This window comes from Treponema sp. OMZ 840 (assembly GCF_050937815.1).
Classification (GTDB): domain Bacteria; phylum Spirochaetota; class Spirochaetia; order Treponematales; family Treponemataceae; genus Treponema_C.
In genome coordinates this window covers 307,471-326,807 of record NZ_JACDIJ010000001.1, presented here as the reverse complement: position 1 = coordinate 326,807, position 19,337 = coordinate 307,471, and the positions used below count along the sequence as shown (strand labels likewise).

The following is a 19,337-nucleotide window of genomic DNA, read 5'->3' as shown; positions in this document are numbered from 1 at the left end:
TGTGCCGGCTGAAAAAAAATGCAAGGAGGAAGCATAATGCAAAAAAAAGATAATATAACTTTAAGGGTGCCCGAGGGCATTGAATGCGATTGCGGAAAAGATGCCTTGTCCGCAATTATGACAAGAAAAAGTATCCGCCGCTATACGGAACAGTGCATACCCGATGCATATATTCAAACGCTTTTGTATACGGGTATGTGCGCTCCTTCGGCACACAATCTGCGCCCTTATTCCTTTGTTGTCATTAAAGATAAAGAAAAACTTAAAACAATTGCCGATAAAAGCACTTATGCAAAAATGGCGGCTTTTTGCGATGTGTGTATTGTCGTGTGCGGCGATACGGAGATACAAAAAGATAACGTCCGTCTGATAGAAGACTGTGCGGCTGTGACGCAAAATATTCTTTTGGCCGCCCATGCTTTGGGATTGGGGGCGGTATGGTGCGGTGCCGGAAAAACCTGCCCCTGGCACGATTTTTTACACAACCTTCTCGGGCTGCCTGAGTCCGTATCGGCGATGAGCCTCATTCCTCTGGGATTCCCCGATGAAGCCGGCCGCAGTTTTGAACGCTTTGAAAGCTCCAAAATTCATTATGAACGGTGGAGCGATTAAAGTAAGTGCCGGTTTGGAGGGGCATTAAGTCGGCCGATGCAGCCGTTTTCATCCCTTCATGGAACCGGCCGTTAAGCCCTTGATAAAATTCTTTTGCAATGCGATAAAGGCAATTATTATCGGAAGGCAGGTAAAGATAATTCCCGCAAATGCATAGCCGTATTCGGTTATGCGCGCTCCGAAAAACAGTTTTATTCCCACCATCAACGTGGGGGATCTCGCACTGTTTAATACGGAATTGCTTAACACATAATCGTTCCATATTCCTATTCCGCAGCGGATAAGACAGGCAGCGGTTACCGGCGAAAGCAGGGGAAGAAATATGTTATAATATAATTTTAATGTAGAGCATCCGTCTATATAAGCTGCATATTCGAGGTCAAGCGGCAGTCCCCTCATAAAACCGGTATACAAAAATATCGCAAAAGGCAAATTCCATGCGGTTTGGACAAGTATACAGGCCCATAATGTGTTATAAATTTTCAGTTTGACGGATTGTACGACCAACGGGATTATACATCCGATAAAGGGGACGACCATTAATGCAAGAAGGGCTACGTAAACGGCCGAAAATAACTTTCTTGGGATTCTTGCAATTGCAAAACCGGCCATAGAGCCGAACAGTACTATCAGCGTTTGTGATATGATGAATATCGCAGATGTGTTTTTTAAAGCCGATAGGTATTTCATTTTATCCAAGGCGTAAGCAAAATTCTTTAAAGTAAACATAGCTGCGTTGATTTTTAACGGAAATTTTACAATATCCAATCTTTGTTTAAACGCTCCGATAAAAAAATAATAAATGGGAATTAAAATCAGTATCGTAGCGATAACAAAAAACAATTCACCGAGAAAAAGCGGCAGTGTTTTTTTTATTTTTACGGAGATTGTACGGCTGTTCATCAAAACGTTTCCTCTCGTTTTCGTAAGTAAAAAAACTCTATTAGAGATATAAAGGTTATAATGACTACCAGCATTACGGACATTGCGGATCCGATACCGTATTCTCTGGCAAAAAAACCGAAAAAATATATTCTCTGAGTTAATAATCGTGTGGAAAAACCCGGCAAACCTTGAGAAATAATTAAAGGCAGTTCGTACATTTTAAATGCCGTAATACTTGTCGTTAAAACGTTTACGGTTATGGAAGGCGCCATCATCGGAATAATGATGTAAAATAATCTGTGCCTTTTTGTAGCTCCGTCTATATGTGCCGCTTCGAATAATTCAGAGGGAATGCTTTGAAGACCGGCTAAAAATATAACGATACACAGTCCCATAAGCGCCCAAACACTGGCTATAATTATTGCGATATTCGTTACACCGTAAGTTTCAAGCCAATTTATCGGCTTTAAGTTTAAATATTTTAAAACCGTATTAATAATGCCGCTGTTATAGTTGTACATAATATTCCATAATATACCGACTATGGTAGGACTCAATAAGCAGGGCAAAAACCACAGGGATCGTAAAAAGGGTCTGTTTATTACAAACTTCCCTTTACGGTCAAGGGCGAGGGCAACAAAAAAAGAAAGCGTTACGGTGAATACGGTAACTCCGATTGCGTATACAACCGTCCATACAAACATAGTAGCAAAACCTTCGGTTGACGGCAGTTTTACATAATTTTGTAATCCGACAAATTTCATCGTGCTGGATATTCCGTTCCATTCGTGAAAACTATAGTAAATTAAGTCAATCAAAGGAATTACGATAAAAATCGTACAAAGAAGCAGTGTCGGAAGCAAAAATAAAAATCCGGTTTTTGTTCGCTGTTTTTCAAAATTTAAAAGAGTCGTATGCGTGTGTTTCATATAGCATTTTTTTCGTGCTGTAAATAAATACGTCCGGCCGTATTGAATATTCAAAACGGCCGAGCGATTATACTACTTCACATGGCTTTCTTTTAACGTTTTGGACATTTTTGTTAAAGCATCTTCAGCCTTCATATTTCCGGCATACACATCTCTAAGCGCCGTGCAAGCCGTATCTGCAAACTGCGGTGTCCATAGATTGAAACCCATTGTCACATAATTTGCTTTGTTCATTTCAGGAACGATTTTTGCAATTTGTTCGGGTAATTTAATTAAATCGGGGGTTAAACTTTGCAAAACGGGCACTGTGCCCCGATAATTTTGATTCAATGCAAAATTTTCCGGTTTGAACAGCCATTCGAAAAAAATGTTTCTTGCTTCTATAACTTTTTGGTTTTTTTCTTTTTGTGCCGATAAACCGTATCCCGTTTCAGGCGAAACGGTAATCCATGATTTGCCGCTTGGGGCATTAAAGGGCGGCAATGCGCATACAATGTCTTGGTTTCCCGAAAAAATAGCTCCGGCCGTCCAGTTACCGGCTAACGCCATCGCCGCAGTACCGTCATTAAGAGCGGCTACAACATCGTCATCGATTAAACTTGCCGAACCTTTTAATAAAAACTGCGATACTTCAAATAGCATCTTTTGAATTTTCGGATATTTGGTAAAATCAAACGTACCGTTTAACATTTGTTTTTCATATGTACCGAAACCGATTTCATCTCCGCATGCGTTTGCGACAATACTTTCAAAAAGCATCCAGCAGGTGGTCGGATTTTTTCCGCCGACAACTAAGGGTGCCGCCTTTGTTTTATTTTTAATGTCGTTACAGCAGTCGACAAATTCGTTCCAATTGGCAGGAACTTTATTCCATCCGGCTTTTCGCAGCACATTCATGTTTATGTATAAGGTGCTGAATGCGGCTCCTTGAGTAAAACCGAACAGTATTCCCTTGTATGTAAATGCATCTTTATAACTTTCGGGAATATGCGCTGCCGCTTCAAACCGGCTTAAATCCGCTAAAAGACCTTCGTCTATCATATCTCTGGTCAGCGTGTTGTTATTTACTTGCAGTAAATCGGGTAAATCGTTGGCAGCCAATCGGGCACTGATAAAATCGTCGGTCAATTCGCCGACTCCCACAGCTTCAACGTTTATCCAAGGATAGGCGGCTTCAAATCTTTTTTCCAAAACTTCCCAGCCGTCAAGCCATTCTCCCATGCCTAAGGCAGCTTCAATGGTTACAACTTCTTTCGGAGATTCACTTTTGCCGTTCGCGTAGATGCAAACAATTGAAAGTAATACGGCTAATAAAATTGAAACTGTTTTTTTTGTTCCTGTTTTCATTGCTTTCCTCCTTCAATTAAGAGATCTGTGATATTCTTAAAGAAAAGTATAAGTCCATTATATTGAACTGTCAATCAAAATATGGTTGTTTCAATAATGAATTTTATTTTTTTTGATTATTTCAATCATATTTAATATGCGGTTTGTGCATGTTTGTTATTCTTCGGTTACATGTATTTTCAGCCCCTTGCTTTTGAGCGCACCGAGAATAGTGCGGTTGGGCTTTTTGCCGGTAATAAGTTCATCGATTTGATGTAATTCCGCATAAGAAATAAAAGATTTTTTTTCGAATTTTGAAGAAGCCGATAACACATAAGCGTGATCCGAACACGCAAGCACACAGGCGTTCAATCGGGATATTTCCATTTCATTTGACGTAAAGCCCATATCGAGCGATATGCCGTCGCAGCCGAAAAATGTTTTTGTAAAGTGGAAATCGCTTATATATCTTTCGGTTAAAGCTCCCGAAAAATCTCTGCGGTTCGGATTGTATACGCCGCCGGTAAGAATAACCTTGTATGACGGTGCTTCGGAAAGAATTTGAATGTTTGCCATGGAATTGGTGATAATATTTAAAGGAAGTAAATCTTCGTGCTTAATGCGCTCCGTTAAAGCTATAGCCATATATAAAAGGGTGGTGCCGCAGTCAAGGTAAACGGTGTCGCCCTTTTCTATAAGGGACGCCGCATATTTTCCGATACGTTTTTTTTCTTCGGTATCGACTTTTTCCAGTAAATCGAAATAATAGTGATTTTTGCGCGCGGCTAAACGTATGCCGCCGTAATCGCGTATAACTTTGCCCTGCATTTCAAGCGAAGAAAAAAACCTTCGTGCCGTAGCCTCGGAAATATCGAGCAGTTTTACCGCTTCTTGGGTTGTAACGCGGTTGGTTTGCCGGAGGTGTTCCATAAGCATTTGTTCGCGCCGTTCGTATTTACTGACGGAAGCGTTTTTTATGTTTTGCCGCATACTAAAACTATACGGCATTTTTTGCGTGAAGTCAATCAAAAAGTGTGTAAATAATGATTGACTTTTAAATAAAAAGCTTATTTTATATATTTTTTTCACTAAAATTGATTTATTCAAAAAAAATATGATTTATTCAATCATTTTTATTGACAGTAAAAGTCTTCACCCTTATAATTAAAATCAAAAGGAGGACATTGCGCCTATGGGCGATTATCTTTTAGGTATCGACATCGGAACGACCGGCGTAAAAGCTATGGTTTTTTCTCCGGACGGCAATTGTTTGGGGCGTTCGTATGCCGAATATCCGACTATGCGTCCTTCTTTACATGCCTGCGAGCAAAGCCCGAATGACTGGTGGAACGCTTTGGTAAAAACGGTACGCAGCGCATGCGATGTTCAAGGAACGGCTTCCGGTATTGCCGCCTTGTCGCTTTCAACGCAGGGCGGAACACTCGTTGCCCTTGACGGCTTTATGGAACCTATTGCACCCGCCCTCGTATGGAGCGATACCCGCTGTGCGGCGCAGCGTATGCAATATGAACGCTCATTCGGAAAAGAACGTATGTACCGCATGAGCGGCTGGCAGGCCGGCAACGGTCTTCCGGCATTCCAAATTAAGCGCTTAAAAGACGAACGGCCCGAGTTGTTTTGCAAAGCCGCAAAGTTTTTTTCGGTTGCCGATTATGTAACAATGCGGCTTACCGGTCAAGCGCTTATAGATTTTTCAAACGCAGGTATAAATCAACTGGCCGATATCGAACGGGAAGTTTATGATGCCGATATGCTTGAGTGGCTCGGAATAGGCGAAAAAAACTTGAGTACCCTTGTTCCGTCGGGACAAAACGTCGGCCGGTTAAAAAAAGATGCCGCCCGTGAACTCGGCTTGCCTGAAAACGTATGCGTCGTTAGCGGAGCGCATGACCAATATGCGGCTATGAGCGGTGCGGGGATTGTCCGCGAAGGAACCGCTCTTATAGGAACGGGAACCGCATGGGTTATTTGTGCGTTGTCGGATAAACCGCGTTTTGAAACGGGTTTTGCCCAATCGCGTTCGGCTGCCGGTTCACCGTGGGGTTTTCTTGCCTCGCTTTCGAACGGCGGTATATGTCTTTCGTGGCTTAAAGAAAATGTGCTTTCAGGACTTTCTTATAAAGAAATTGATAGCGAAGCCGAAGCGCGGCCCTGCGGAAGTTCGGGCTTGTGTTTTTATCCTCAAAGCGCATCGGGTGCTTCTTCGGCCGTCGAGTTTAGGGGTATGCATTTGGGACACGACCGCTTTGATATGGCGCAGGCTGTGATGGAAGGAGTATCCGTTCGATTGCTGCAGCTTTTCCGTTCGTTTAGCGGAGCCGGCGATATACGGGAGGTCGTGTTTTCAGGAGGCGCTGCGAACAGCCGTTTTTGGAGCCGCCTTACCTGTAATGTGTTGGGCTGTCCCTTGTCCGTTTCGTCAACGCCGGATCTTCCCGCTTTGGGAGCCGCCGTACTTGCCGGAGCAGGCTGCGGAATCTTCGCTTCCGTAGAAGAGGGCTGTAAAAAACTGCATCCCGAATACGATGTTTTGATTCCGGAAAAAGACAAAGAGCCGTTTGAAAAACTCTTGGAACAGTATGGAAAAATACAATAAAAGGAGTATTTATGAGTTTATTTGAAATAAAAGATGTAGACCGCCGCATATACGAAGAAGAGCTTAAAGATTTTCTTCCGGATAAAATGATAGACATTCATTGCCACGTATGGCTCTATCATCTTTCGAGTGTGGGAAAACCGAATCCGAAAGATCCCGTGCGTACCGTTATGTGGCCATATTTGATTGCAAAAGACAACAGTATTGAAGATTTGCAGGAAAGTTACCGCTTGTTTTTTCCCGGTAAACGGGTAACGCCCTTATTTTTTGCCAGTACAAAGCGCGATACGGCCGACGCCTGCAATACCTATTGCCGCGAATGTGTCGAAAAAACCGGGTATCCGGCACTCTATTATTCAATGCCCGAACAAAGCGCAGAAGAAGTCGAACGGAAAATTACCGAAGGGCATTTTTACGGCTTAAAATCGTATCTTGATCTTGCGCCCGAATATATTCCGCAAAACGAAATTCGCATATTCGACTTTTTCCCCAAACATCAGCTTAAAAAACTGAATGAAATGGGCGCGCTTATGATGCTTCATATTCCGCGTTCCGGACGATTAAAAGACCCGGTAAACATAGCGCAAATCCTTGAAATTAAGCGCGAGTTTCCCCGCATACGGCTTATGATAGCTCATATAGGCCGCGCTTATTGCAAAGACGATGTAGGCGATGCCTTCGAACGCCTTGCCGAAGCCGAGGATCTTATGTTCGAGTTTACCGCAAATACAAACGAACATGTTATGACCAAACTGCTTGAAGCCGTAGGCCCCAAGCGCGTAATGTTCGGAAGCGATTTGCCGGTACTTCGCATGAGAATGCACCGCATTGAAGAAAACGGTACCTATATAAATTTGGTGCCTCCGGGTTTGTACGGAGATCCGAGTTTGGATCCGCATTTACGGGAAGTTTCTCCTGCCGAAGGCGAAAAGCTGACATACTTTATGTATGAAGAAATCTTGGCTTTTAAAAAAGCGGCGCAAAACGTAGGACTTTCCGCCGACGACGTTGCACGTGTGTTTTACGGGAACGCCAAAGAATTGATAGACGGCGCTTCAACGGATATATACGGGGAAAAACATAAATGGGAATAGCAGAAGAAAAAGCCGTTTTGCGCTATGCGGATGAGCATAAAGAAGAACTGTTCGATTTGCTTTCCCGCTTGATCAAAATCAATACGGAAAATCACAGGACACACTGCAATGAAGCCGAAGGTCAGGAATATATACGAAAATGGTGCGAAGGCAGGGGATTCGAATATGAAATGTACTGTCCCGATTCCGTTTCCGGCATAAAAAATCATCCCGAATATCTTGCCGGCCGCGGAACGGATAAGCGGCCGAATATTACCTGTACATATAAAAAAGGGAAGGGCGTTATGCTTGCCGCCCATATGGATACCGTTTTAATCGGAGATACCGATTTATGGAGCGTCGATCCTCTCGGCGGTATAATAAAAGACGGAAAATTGTTCGGCCGCGGAGCAGGAGACGATAAATGCGGTATTGCCGTAAGTATGTTTGCGTTTCAAGCCCTTCAGGATTTGGGAATACAAATCGATAAACCTCTTGCCTTTACTTCGTATGTAGACGAAGAAGACGGCGGCGGCGACGGCGCTCTTGCAGCTTGTTTAAAATATCCTGCCGAAACCTATGTCAATTTGGACGGCGGAAATTACGAAATATGGACTGCCGGTTTGGGCGGCTGTGTGTATATGCTTAAAATTTCGCTTGAGTATCCGACCGATAATGCCGAAAAGGTGTTTGACGGTTTGTACATTGTAAAAGAAGGCTTAAAAGAATTCGCCGCCGCGCGCCGCCGTGAACTGCACGAAAATCCTTTATACCGCGGTACCGATATGGAAGGTTCGGCTTTCCGCTTTATCGGTATGCAGACGGGAAAGGGGCATGTGGGCGCGGGTTCCGGAGAGCTTTCTTTTGTCATATATACCGATAAAGAACAAAAAGAAGTCGAATCTCAGCTAAACGCCGCTCTTGAAAAAATACGCAGGGTTTTGGAAAAAAAAGACCTTCATTTGGCTGATTTTACACGAACATCCCGTTTTTTTAACTATGCACCGAGTAAAGATACTTACGGAGCCATCGCCGAACTTCACCGTGCGGCCGAACAGGTGTCGGGGAAAAAAGTGCGTCAAACCGGTGCCTGCCTTTCCGACCTTTCGGTGTTTTTGGCGGCGGGTTCCGAAAGCAGCTTTAATTTCGGCATATTCAGAGACTTTTCCGTGTACGGCGGCGCGCATCAAGCGGATGAATATGTGGAATGCGAACAATTGGTATGGGAAGCAAAGGCATTGCTTTTATTTATTGTCAGACATTGCCGCGCAAGTGGGCGGTCTTAAAAAACGGGGCGAATATAAAAACGGGAGCGGCATAAAACCCTGTCGTTTTTACACAGCCCGTAATATAAAAACTTAAGGAGAATGGAATGAGTAAAGAATTTTCATTTAAACCGGCCGATTTTTTACCTATGCATGATGCACAGGTGCTTGAAAAATGCCGGAATATCAAGCGCGACGATATGGAATATACGAACGAACACGGTTTTTCCGTAAAGGTTGTTCCCAATCCCACTTATTTGTTTATTGTCGATTGTTTTGAACGCATTAAAAAAAGCGATGAAGAAGATACACATTTGACGATGATTTTTCCCAACCAGTGGCCCGAAGCGTATAAAACCATCGCTTTTTTATGCAATCAGCATAATGTAAGCTGTAGGAATGTAGACGCTTTCGCTATGGACGAATGGGCCGACGAAGACGGAAACGTCGCCCCTCTTACATACGGAGCGGGACTCGGTTATTCTTTTAGAACGCATTTTTACGGCAATATAAGAGAAGATTTGCGTCCGAGCGTAGATCATTGGCATGTTTTTACAAACGAAAACGTAAACGATTATTCAAAAATAATTGAAGATGTCGGAGAAGGAGGGGCAGACGTATGTTATTCGGCAACGGGCTGGCCCGGACACATTGCTTTTATAGATCCGCAGACAAAAGAGTTCGCCGCCGATTCCCTTGAAGAATTTTTAACACTCGGTTCGCGCCTTGTAACCCAGCATCCGCTTACTATTGCCGAAAATTCCCTCTTTGCTCCTATGGGCGCTTCGGGCGACGTGTATGCCGTGCCTCCGCGTGCGGCTACTATCGGCCCCAGAGACATTGCCAATGCCCGCGACCATTTCGATATGCACAGTATTACCTTTATCGGCGGTGATTCGTGGCAGCGTATGATTTCCCGCTTAACATTATACGGTCCGGTATCTATGCAATGCCCCTCGTCAATTATTCAGCTGTTTCCGGGCACCTGTTATGTAAGCGAAGTGCTTGCAAAGCCGATTACCTATTGGCAGTACGGCCAAGACGTTTATAGGGCATAATGGAGTATCTATGAAACCTGTAATAAAAACTCCCTTTTTTGAAATCGGTACTAAAAATTATATTTGGGGAGATAAAGTGCTTGAGCTTGCCCTTGCAGCGGATAAGGCTGCGCAGGATTATGACATAGACGTGCTTTTTACCTGCCCCGCAACCGAAATCCGCCACGTAGCCGAACGTACCGAACGCTTGGTAATTCTTGCGCCCTATATGGACGTTTTGCGTCCGGGGCGCGGTATGGCGGACATACTGCCCGAAGGCCTTAAAGATGCCGGGGCGCGCGGCGTTATCGTAAATCACTGCGAAAAACCCATGTCGATACCGCAAATTAAACAAACGATTGAACGTGCGGCCGAACTTGATTTTTTAGTATTCGCTTGTGCGGATACGATTGCCGAGGCAAAGGCCGTTGCCCAGCTTCACCCGGATATTTTAAACCCCGAACCCTCCGAGTTTATAGGCGGCGGCAGCGGTCAGGTAAGCAGTTTGGATTATGTACGCGAAACCGTACGGCAAATAAAAGCGGTGTATGCCGACATATTGGTGGAACAGGCAGCCGGTATCACAAAAGCGCAGCAAGTATACGATTTTATTATGGCCGGAAGCGATGCGGCGGGCGCCGCGTCCGGAATTGTAAATGCCGCCGACCCCGTAAAAACGGCTGTCGATATGATTGCCGCCGTGCGCCGTGCCGCCGACGATTTGAAGTCCGCTTGTTGTAAGGAGAAAAAATAAAATGGTATACCGAGAAGCGCTTACGCTGCAATCAAACGATAAAATCTGTACTTTTCACGACGTAACCGAAGAAATCCGTGCTGTTGTACGGCGGTCGGGCATAAAAGAAGGTATTGTGTCGGTGTATTCTCATCACACTACATGCAGTATCGTCATTCAAGAAGACGCATTCGATATGTCTATGACCGGACTGCAAACGCTGCAGCAGGATTTTGTCGATATATTCGATACGATTATTCCCGTGTGCAAACGTGAAGGAATGTATTTGCACCCGCAGCAAAAAGCGCTGGATTTTGCCCTTAAACACGGCGAAGATGCGCGCGGCTGTCATAATACGGATGCACACCTTCGTTCGGCGCTTATAGGCAGAAGCGAATCCGTTGCTTTAATAGACGGTTCGCCGGACTTAGGCGATTTCGGTAAGATTTATTTTATAGACTTCGATCAAACCCGTGCAAGAAAACGTACCGTACAGGTTACGGTTTTAGGGGAAAAATAAATATGAAAGCAGATGTCGAAAAAGCGGCTCTCGAAAGGATTCGCTGTGCCTTTGAAATTGAAGCGGCTGCCGTTATGCATGAAAAAAGCATTATAAAACCCGGCCTTATTATCCGTGCCGCAAAAATGTTGATGAATGCGCCGCGTATCGGTGCAAGCGGTTGCGGACATTCGGGAATTGCCTGCCGCCACTTTGTGCATCTTATGTGCTGTATCGACCGGAGCGCCCGCTTTCTTTCTCCGTCCGAAGCGAATCACGGAGCAATGGGTTTTTTGCAAAAGGGCGATGTTATGCTTTTAAATTCCCGCGGCGGCATGACAAACGAACTTCTTCCGCTTTTGGATATATGCAAAACGAAAAAAGTGAGTATAATTACATTAACGGAAAACACCGAAAGCACGCTTGCCCGAAATGCCGATATCGTTATTCCGTTTTCGGTCGAAAAAGAAACCGATAAATATAATTGTCAGGGAACGGCGAGCTTTACGGTACAGTGCGTTATATTCGACGTCATTCAGGCCGCAATAATCGAATTGAGCGATTTTGCAAATAAGAATTTTGCCCTCAATCATCCGGGCGGAGCGGTCGGAAAAAGACTTGCGGATAAAAGGGTTTAGGGTATAAAATAAAGTAATTTTATAAACGGAGAATTGATAAAACGATGGAAGCGACAAAAAGTATAAAAAAGAAACGTATGAATAAAATGCAGCTTAGAGAAAACCTCGCCGGATTTTTATTTATCTTGCCCAACCTTGCCGGGTTTGTTATTTTTACCGCGTTTTCGGTTTCGTTTTCTTTTGTTATGAGTTTAACCGATTGGAGTATGATTAAAAAATTCTCCAATATAAAGTTTCTCGGTTTATCGAACTTTATGGAATTATTTACCGACAAATGGTTTCATGCGTCCATACTTAATAATATACAGTTTTTACTTGTCATTCCGATTACGATTTTTATTGCCATGCTTTTGGGCTTTCTTATAAACGATAAGATTTTCTTTAAAAGAACGTTCAGAACGATTTTGTATTTACCGAACATTACGAGTACGGTTGCGATTTCGGTTGTATGGTTTACAATGTTTAATCCGCGGCTTGGGCCCGTAAATAATTTGCTTCGCTCTTTGGGAGTCGCCGATCCGCCCCAATGGCTTGCCAGCACCTTTTGGGCAAAACCTACAATCGGTTTTCTTATGATTTGGAAACAAGTCGGCTATTATTCGCTTTTGTATCTTGCGGCTTTACAATCCATTCCGAAACAACTGTATGAAGCCGCCGAAGTGGAAGGCGCTTCTTCCGTGCAGCAATTTTTTAGAATCACCGTTCCGCTTTTATCGCCGACAACCTTTATGCTTACGATTATGTCGATAATTTCGGTGTTTAACGATTGGTCGCTTATTCAAATTATGACCGAAGGCGGACCGGGAATCTCCACTTATACGATAGGTTTTTATATTTACTATGCCGCATTCAAAAAAAACAGGATGGGATACGCATCGGCAATAGCTTGGGTATTGCTTGCCTTTATTATGCTGTTTACGATTTTACGTTTCCGTGTTGAAAAAAAGCGGGATTTTTAGGAGAAAAAGATGAAAAAAATACAATCCTACGAAACGCGGCGGTTTATAACAAAAAACGTGCTTACCCTTTTTATGTTTTGTTTTACCGTAACCATGCTTGTTCCGTATTTGTGGATGATATCCAGTTCTTTTAAAGATTCGGTAAGTATGTTCGATTTCCCCATCAAATGGATTCCCGTTCCGCCCGATTTTTCCGGTTATAGAAAAGTATGGCTGGAAAATTCCGATTTTTTGCGGTTTTTCTTTAATTCCGTAAAAGTAACCGTTTTAGCCTTGTGCGGCACTTTTTTTTCATGCACTATGGGCGGTTATGCGTATGCAAAAATCAATTTTAAAGGGCGCGATAAATTCTTTATGCTTAAATTGGCGACGATGATGCTGCCCGCCCAAATTACGATGCTGCCCAATTTTATGATTTTCAAATGGCTCGGCCTTTTGGATACCCATATCGCACTGTGGTTTCCCTTTTTTCTCGGGCAGCCCTTCGGTACTTTTTTAATGCGCCAATACTTCGTTAAGGTTCCCAATGATTTACTGGACAGCGCAAAAATAGACGGCGCCGGGCAGTGGAAAATGTTTTGGACGGTCGCATTGCCGCTTGCACAAGCTGCAGTTTCTATGCTTTTGTTTTTATACTTTGTTGCCGCATGGAATTATTATGACGGACCGCTTATTTATATACGAAGCGTTGCAAAATATACGCTCCCGCTTGCCGTTAAGTTTTATACAAACGAGTATGATACGAATTATACGGCAATGCTTGCCGCGGCTGTTTCCATGTCGCTGCCGGTTATAACCTGCTTTATTTTTTTGCAGCGTTTTATTATTGAGGATATTTCTTCAACGGGTTTGAAGGGATAAAATATTTTAATCAAGGAGAAAACGATGAAACGTTTCAAAGTTGTGTCGGCGCTTGTATGTGCCGTGCTGGTATTAACCGTATCGGTTTTTGCCGGCGGCAAAGGTGAAGCCGCCCCTGCGGGAAAAGAAAAAGTCATTTGGGCTGCATACGGCTATCTTGACGAAGGAAAAGCGGATATTATAAAGGCCGATTTTGAAGCCAAATATCCCCAGTACGAAGTCGAATATGTCGATTTGGGCAGTACCGATTACTTGGTTCGGCTTGATACCGCCCTTGCCGCAGGAGAGCGCTACGATATGTGTCTTTCGATGTCCTCAAGCGATTATGTTCCGCGTGCAAAAGAAGGCTTGTATGTGCCTATTGAAAAATATTTAACCGATGCAGGCTACGATCTTGAAGATGCCTTCGGTACGGGTATCAGAGCATCCTATATCGATAAAAAGCTCTACGGTCTTCCGTATACAAAGGGCGGTTTTTACGTTTTTTACAACAAAGATATGTTTGATGCGGCAGGCATTCCGTATCCGACCAACGATTGGACATGGGCAGAATTCGAACAAATTGCAAAAAAACTGACAAAAAACGGCGTGTACGGAGCAAACGTACACCTTACATGGGGCTACGATATCGAAACCCTTCCGGCTAAAATGGCCGGCTGGACACCCTTTGCAAACGGCGACGTTTACAAAGCGAATATGACCGACCAAAGGCTTAAAGATGCTTTGGAAATGTGGTACAGAATGCAAAAAGTCGATAAATCGGCAATTCAGCTTTCCACATTTAAAACCGAAAAAATCGGAAGTCGTATGCCCTTTTCCAAAGGACAAGCCGCAATGCTTCTTTCAAACTGGTGGTCGGCAACATGGATGATGAATGCCAAATTCGGATCCGCCGACGGACAAAATCTTATGAACTTTAGAATCGGTGTTGTCAATATTCCGCGCCCGAGTGCAAAGGTTCCCAACAATTTGAACTCTACCGAACTTGACTGGTATTTTGCCGTTCCTACAACGGCAAAAAATCCCAAAGGCGGCGCTTTGTTGGCTATGTTTATGATTACCGAAGTATGGCCCAAGCTCGGAACCCTTTCGTCGTACCGCCACGAAGATTTGAATGTTTTTATGAAAAAATTCGTAACCTATAAGGCAAAGGACGGAACGCTTCATACGATGACCGCTTATGATGCCGACTTTGTAAAAACGGTAATGGGCGGCTGGACGCAGCCTATAACCGCATATTATAAAACCGATGCGCGGGCAAATCCCGAAGGTCTTGCTCAAGCGAGCGAAATATACGGTCAAGAACGCGAACTGTATTATAACGGCGAGCAGGATATAGAAAAAACAATCGCTTCTATGCAAAAACGCCTTCAAGCGGAGCTTGACGCTCAAAAAAAGGCAAAAAAATAAGGTTTTGATTGCATTCGGGCTGCCGAAAAAGGTACTTTTAAGGCAGCCCGCACTGTAATTGCAACAAAGGACGTACTATGCGCTTTTCACAAAAAATCATCGTACAGGAAGACGGAAAATATCTTGCCTTCCCGAGTATTACAAAGTTAAAAAACGGAAGGTTTTTATTGGTGTATCGGCAGGCTGTTGACAGGCTGAGCGAGTATAAAAAGGTAACGCACGTTGATCCTACCGCCCGGATTATGATGCGCTTTTCGGACGACGAAGGAGAAACGTGGGGAGAAGCCCGTGTTTTGTATGAAGATGAGATGAGCGAACAAGACCCTTGCGTAAATACGCTTTCCGACGGAACCCTTATTCTTACTTTTTTCCGTTGGAAGGTTGTTCCGAAAGAAAAAAAAGCGAGTTTAGGTAAAGCTTTCGGGGCATACGGGCGCATAGTGTTCGACACATGGGCCGCCGTTCATGTAGGGACGCTGTGCCTGCGGTCTACGGACAACGGCGAAACATGGGAAGGTCCCTTCTCGATAAAAGACGCTTCGAGGGAAGGCGCTTTGTCTATGCGGGGCAATGTGCTTGAAGCTTCCGACGGAACCCTTTTTGCCGCTTTATACGGTATGCGTACCTTCGGCGGAGTTACCGGCTGCGTTGTTATGCGCTCCGAAAACAAGGGTAAAACGTGGAAAAATGCAGGGACTATCCCCGGAAAAGCGGGGGTACAGTTTTTTGAACCCTTCCTTTATATGAGTCCCGATAACAGGCTTTATATTCTTATGCGCACCCATAAGGTCGGGCCGCGAAACAAGGTGGGAGATTACGACAATCTTCATATTTCATATTCCGACGATATGGGAAAGCATTGGGTTCGTCCCGTCCGTACCGATTTATACTGTCCGAACCCCATTCATGTCCGCCCCATGGGCGATAAGCTTTTATGCACCTACGGACAAAGAAGGGATCCTAAGGGGATTGAAGGCCTTTTAGTCGATACGATGCGGCCGGAATTTTCTTCCGAAAATACCTTTGTGCTCAGAAAATGCGGAAAAGCCGAAGATTTGGGTTATACATTTGCGGCCGAACGCACAGACGGCTCAATAGCCGTAGTATATTATATGACCGATGCTTCTCATAAAACCTGTATCGGCGAAACAATAATCAGTAAAGGAAAATAAAATGAAGCTGTATCAAAAAACAATCGAAGTACAATCCGCCGGTGCACATCCGACATTCCACAATGTTACCGAGCAATTACAAAAAGCGCTTGCGGACAGCGGCATAAAAAACGGTCAAGTAACCGTATATTCGCATCACACAACATGCTCGGTGATTATCCAAGAACAAAGCCATGATAAAACCTATTTCGGCCTTGAATACCTTCAGCAGGATATGTGCGACATAATGGAAAAACTTATACCCACATGCCGCGTCGAAGGGCAGTATCGGCATCCCGGTCCGGAGCATGTAGAATTCGGCGACAGCGTAGGAGAACCCGGCCCCTGGACAAGCCTTAACACGGACGGTCATCTTCGTTCCGTATTATTCGGCAGATCGGAAACGCTCGTTATAGAAAACGGAAAGCTGGATTTGGGACAGTTCGGTTTTGTGTACTTTATCGATTGGGATCAAGTGCGCGCCCGTAAGCGTGAAGTAAAATTTTCATTTATAGGCGAATGATTGTATAGGTGATTCGGAGCTGCATATGAAAAATAAACTGTTCAAGGGTATTATGAGCGCACTTGTTACTCCGCTGGACGAACAGGGACGGCTGCATACGGAGGCTGTACGCACAATTATAGACTGGCAGCTTGCTAAAGGCGTAAACGGTTTTTATATTTGCGGCGGTACGGGCGAAGGGCCGGTATTGACCAAAGAAGTGCGAAAACAAATGGCCGAAGTCAGCGTTGAAGCTTGCCGCGGCCGAGCTGCGGTTATAGACCACATAGGCGCAATAAATATGGCCGATGTATTGGAATTGACCGAACATGCAAACAGTATAGGAGTTGACGGCCTGTCTTCTTTGCCGCCCAACTTTTATTTCCGTTATTCGGAAGAAGAATTGATAGCCTATTACAAAAAAATTTCGGATCATACCGATAAGCCTATCATTGTGTATGCTACCGGCATGCTCGGCGGCATGAATATCTATACGCTGATGAAACAGCTTATGGATATTCCCAATGTTATAGGCGCAAAATACACTATGCCGGATTATTATTTAATGCATCGCTTATCCGAACTGAACGGCGGCGATATCAACATTATTAACGGACCGGACGAAACGCTTTTATGCGGTCTTATTATGGGAGCGGACGGAGGCATAGGAACTACATATAATCTTATTCCGGATTATTACGTGCATATATATAATGCATATAAGGCGGGCGATATGGAAGAAGCAAAAAAATGGCAGTTCAAAGCCAACCGGATTATTGAAATACTTATTCGCCACAGTTCTTACGGAGCAATCGGAGCGGTTAAAGAAGCGCTCAGCTTTATGGGACTCGGCGCCGGTCATGCGGCCGCCCCTTCAAAGCCGATGCACAAAGACGATGTCGGCGCATTGATGAAAGAATTGCAAACTGCCGGTTTCCGGTGGAGCTGAGATGCCGACTGTTTAAAGAGGCTTTTCGGCAGCGGCCGGTTTGTAAACAGAAATTATAAAAGGAGGTGGAAACATATTTTGAACAAAGCCGCATGTGCCGTGCAGTTATAATTGCGGCCATGTCGGAACAAGTTTATTGTTGAAATCTTTTTAAGGAGGACAAAGTGAAAAAAAACGGGTTATTTTTGTTGACGGCAGCCATATTTGCCGTAGTCGTTATGCCTCTTGCGGCAACGGGTGCTAAAGATGATGCTTCTAAAAAAGAAGGGCGGGAACAGGTTTTGCACCTTGCGTATAATAACGAAAGAAATACGTACAACAGTTACGATTTTGTTTATCCGTGGACGGATACCAATCTTACCGGCAACCTTATGTGGTTAACCCTTTTGCAGGCTGATAACAAACTTAAGGCTTCCGGCCCCGAAATTATGAAAAGTTGGGAAATAAAGGATAACGGACGTACCATTGTTATGACCATTCGGAACGATCTCAAATGGTCGGACGGTAAACCGATTACCATGGACGATGTAACATGGACGCTCGGCCGTATGTGCAAAGACGGTATTTACTGGGCCTATGTTACAAATGCGCTTAAATACATAGAAGGTTTTGAAGATTACAAAACGGGCAAAACGGATTGGATAAAGGGTATACAGGCAAACGGCGATACATTGACCATAAAATTATCCGCTCCCTATGTTTCGTTTGTGGATTTAATGTGCCAAGTTGCTCCCTTGCCGAAACATATCTATCAAAACTGCGCCTTTGAAAACAACGGTTTTAAAACGGACCCGATTTGGAATACCATTCCGGTTAACAGCGGTATGTTTGTCATTAAAGAACATGTGCCGGGAAGTTATTATATTCTTGAACCGAATCCTCACTATAAAGATAAAGTACCCAAAATTAAAAAAATCGTGTGCACCGTTACTTCGGATTTTTCCGTTGCCGCACGTTCCGGCATTACGGATTTTTTTATGGCAAACGATGCGGAAACCTATCACACTATGCAAAAAACACCCGGCTTTGAATTAAAGGTCGTTCCGACGATTTTTTTCCGCTTTTTATTGTTTAACTTTTTCGATGCGGCGGGAAAGGAAAAAAATATTATCGGCGATTGGCGTACAAGAAAAGCCGTTGCAATGGCGGTTGACTGGAATACCCTCATTAAAGGCTTGTACGGCGATCAAGCGTCTTTAACGCAAACCGGAGTTCTTTCGTCGGACAAAAACTATGCGGGCGACTGGTACAAATATGATCCGCAGGGCGCAAAAGCTTTGTTGCAGCAAGCCGGTTACGATTTTAATCATGTTTTAAAGATTTACTATTATTATAAAGACCAAACATCGATTGACGTTATGGATGCGATTGCATATTATTTGGGACAAATCGGCGTAAAGTGCGAAGCGGTATATACTTCCAATCCCGTAGGCGATGTTTTTGAAGGACGAAAACATGACCTTGCGTACTTCGGCCTTTCCGCATACGATAACCTCAGTTGGTATCAAATGTATTTGCGCGAAAACATGAACTGGATGATTCCCGCCCGCGATCTTTTTAAGGACGAAGTTGCCAAACTCGAACAAGCGTATACGCCGAAAATGGTAGCGGCGCAGCTTGCCGTACTGCAAAAAATGGACAGGGACAATGCATTTTTCCTTCCCGTCTATACCGTCAATCAGCAAATATGGAAAAGTTCGAAACTCAGCATTCCTGAAAACGTTTTGGGAAATTTTTGGTTTTTCTTCGATTATAAATTTGAAGAATGGGAAATAAAATAAGGACTTTCGGGTTATCTTAAAAGCAGCTTACTTTTGAGATAACCGCGGATTGTCTTTAATTTAGGCGGCGGGAAGGGCAAACAAACCTGCCGCCTCAATTTTGCAGGGAG

Annotated in this window: 19 protein-coding genes; 15 read left to right on the top strand and 4 right to left on the bottom strand. The window is 44.0% G+C overall.

Annotation, left to right across the window (positions count from 1 at the left end; all coding sequences use genetic code 11):
- The first annotated feature begins 36 nt into the window (after positions 1-36).
- Positions 37-612 (top strand): nitroreductase family protein, encoded by a 576-nt coding sequence (locus H0R92_RS01600; protein WP_432960500.1) that lies wholly within the window; start codon positions 37-39, stop codon positions 610-612.
- A gap of 48 nt (positions 613-660) precedes the next feature.
- Here H0R92_RS01600 and H0R92_RS01595 read toward each other — a convergent pair whose 3' ends face one another.
- The 4 genes from H0R92_RS01595 to H0R92_RS01580 form a co-directional block, all read right to left on the bottom strand.
- A complete protein-coding gene (locus H0R92_RS01595; RefSeq protein ID WP_432960499.1) occupies positions 661-1,515 on the bottom strand; it encodes a carbohydrate ABC transporter permease in 855 nt (284 codons plus the stop codon).
- Positions 1,515-2,426: a carbohydrate ABC transporter permease gene (locus H0R92_RS01590; protein WP_432960497.1), complete on the bottom strand. Its 912-nt coding sequence runs from the start codon at positions 2,424-2,426 to the stop codon at positions 1,515-1,517. The genes H0R92_RS01595 and H0R92_RS01590 overlap by 1 nt, the downstream gene beginning before the upstream one ends.
- A gap of 72 nt (positions 2,427-2,498) precedes the next feature.
- Positions 2,499-3,773: an ABC transporter substrate-binding protein gene (locus H0R92_RS01585; RefSeq protein WP_432960495.1), complete on the bottom strand. Its 1,275-nt coding sequence runs from the start codon at positions 3,771-3,773 to the stop codon at positions 2,499-2,501.
- A gap of 156 nt (positions 3,774-3,929) precedes the next feature.
- Complete coding sequence (locus H0R92_RS01580; RefSeq protein WP_432960493.1) at positions 3,930-4,742, bottom strand: DeoR/GlpR family DNA-binding transcription regulator; 813 nt, start codon at positions 4,740-4,742, stop codon at positions 3,930-3,932.
- Between the two features lie 202 nt (positions 4,743-4,944).
- Here H0R92_RS01580 and H0R92_RS01575 point away from each other — a divergent pair, with 202 nt between their 5' ends.
- The 14 genes from H0R92_RS01575 (at position 4,945) to H0R92_RS01510 (ending at position 19,227) form a co-directional block, all read left to right on the top strand.
- Entirely contained in the window at positions 4,945-6,369 is a 1,425-nt protein-coding gene (locus H0R92_RS01575) for a xylulokinase (RefSeq protein ID WP_432960491.1), read from the top strand.
- Between the two features lie 11 nt (positions 6,370-6,380).
- Positions 6,381-7,463, top strand: a complete 1,083-nt coding sequence (locus tag H0R92_RS01570) for an amidohydrolase family protein (RefSeq protein ID WP_432960488.1) — start codon at positions 6,381-6,383, stop codon at positions 7,461-7,463.
- Positions 7,454-8,728 carry a M20 family metallopeptidase gene (locus H0R92_RS01565; RefSeq protein ID WP_432960486.1) on the top strand — a complete coding sequence of 425 codons (1,275 nt, stop codon included), beginning with the start codon at positions 7,454-7,456 and terminating at the stop codon, positions 8,726-8,728. The genes H0R92_RS01570 and H0R92_RS01565 overlap by 10 nt, the downstream gene beginning before the upstream one ends.
- An 86-nt stretch (positions 8,729-8,814) precedes the next feature.
- Positions 8,815-9,765 (top strand): 6-phosphogluconolactonase, encoded by a 951-nt coding sequence (locus H0R92_RS01560; protein WP_432960484.1) that lies wholly within the window; start codon positions 8,815-8,817, stop codon positions 9,763-9,765.
- Positions 9,766-9,775: 10 nt separating this feature from the next.
- Positions 9,776-10,498 carry a triose-phosphate isomerase gene (locus tag H0R92_RS01555; RefSeq protein WP_432960481.1) on the top strand — a complete coding sequence of 241 codons (723 nt, stop codon included), beginning with the start codon at positions 9,776-9,778 and terminating at the stop codon, positions 10,496-10,498.
- A 1-nt stretch (position 10,499) separates the two neighbouring features.
- Entirely contained in the window at positions 10,500-10,997 is a 498-nt protein-coding gene (locus H0R92_RS01550) for a secondary thiamine-phosphate synthase enzyme YjbQ (protein WP_432960479.1), read from the top strand.
- Between the two features lie 2 nt (positions 10,998-10,999).
- On the top strand, positions 11,000-11,614 hold the full coding sequence (locus tag H0R92_RS01545) for an SIS domain-containing protein (protein WP_432960476.1): 615 nt from the start codon (positions 11,000-11,002) through the stop codon (positions 11,612-11,614).
- Positions 11,615-11,658: 44 nt separating this feature from the next.
- Positions 11,659-12,573, top strand: a complete 915-nt coding sequence (locus H0R92_RS01540; protein WP_432960474.1) for a carbohydrate ABC transporter permease — start codon at positions 11,659-11,661, stop codon at positions 12,571-12,573.
- A gap of 9 nt (positions 12,574-12,582) precedes the next feature.
- Positions 12,583-13,434 (top strand): carbohydrate ABC transporter permease, encoded by an 852-nt coding sequence (locus tag H0R92_RS01535; RefSeq protein ID WP_432960471.1) that lies wholly within the window; start codon positions 12,583-12,585, stop codon positions 13,432-13,434.
- 24 nt (positions 13,435-13,458) lie between these two features.
- On the top strand, positions 13,459-14,844 hold the full coding sequence (locus tag H0R92_RS01530) for an ABC transporter substrate-binding protein (RefSeq protein WP_432960468.1): 1,386 nt from the start codon (positions 13,459-13,461) through the stop codon (positions 14,842-14,844).
- A 77-nt stretch (positions 14,845-14,921) separates the two neighbouring features.
- Entirely contained in the window at positions 14,922-16,016 is a 1,095-nt protein-coding gene (locus tag H0R92_RS01525) for a sialidase family protein (RefSeq protein WP_432960465.1), read from the top strand.
- A 1-nt stretch (position 16,017) separates the two neighbouring features.
- On the top strand, positions 16,018-16,518 hold the full coding sequence (locus H0R92_RS01520; protein WP_432960463.1) for a YjbQ family protein: 501 nt from the start codon (positions 16,018-16,020) through the stop codon (positions 16,516-16,518).
- 25 nt (positions 16,519-16,543) lie between these two features.
- Positions 16,544-17,446, top strand: a complete 903-nt coding sequence (locus tag H0R92_RS01515) for a dihydrodipicolinate synthase family protein (RefSeq protein ID WP_432960461.1) — start codon at positions 16,544-16,546, stop codon at positions 17,444-17,446.
- A 164-nt stretch (positions 17,447-17,610) separates the two neighbouring features.
- The gene (locus H0R92_RS01510; RefSeq protein WP_432960459.1) at positions 17,611-19,227 is read left to right on the top strand and encodes an ABC transporter substrate-binding protein; all 1,617 of its coding nucleotides are present in this window, start codon (positions 17,611-17,613) and stop codon (positions 19,225-19,227) included.
- Positions 19,228-19,337 lie beyond the last annotated feature (110 nt).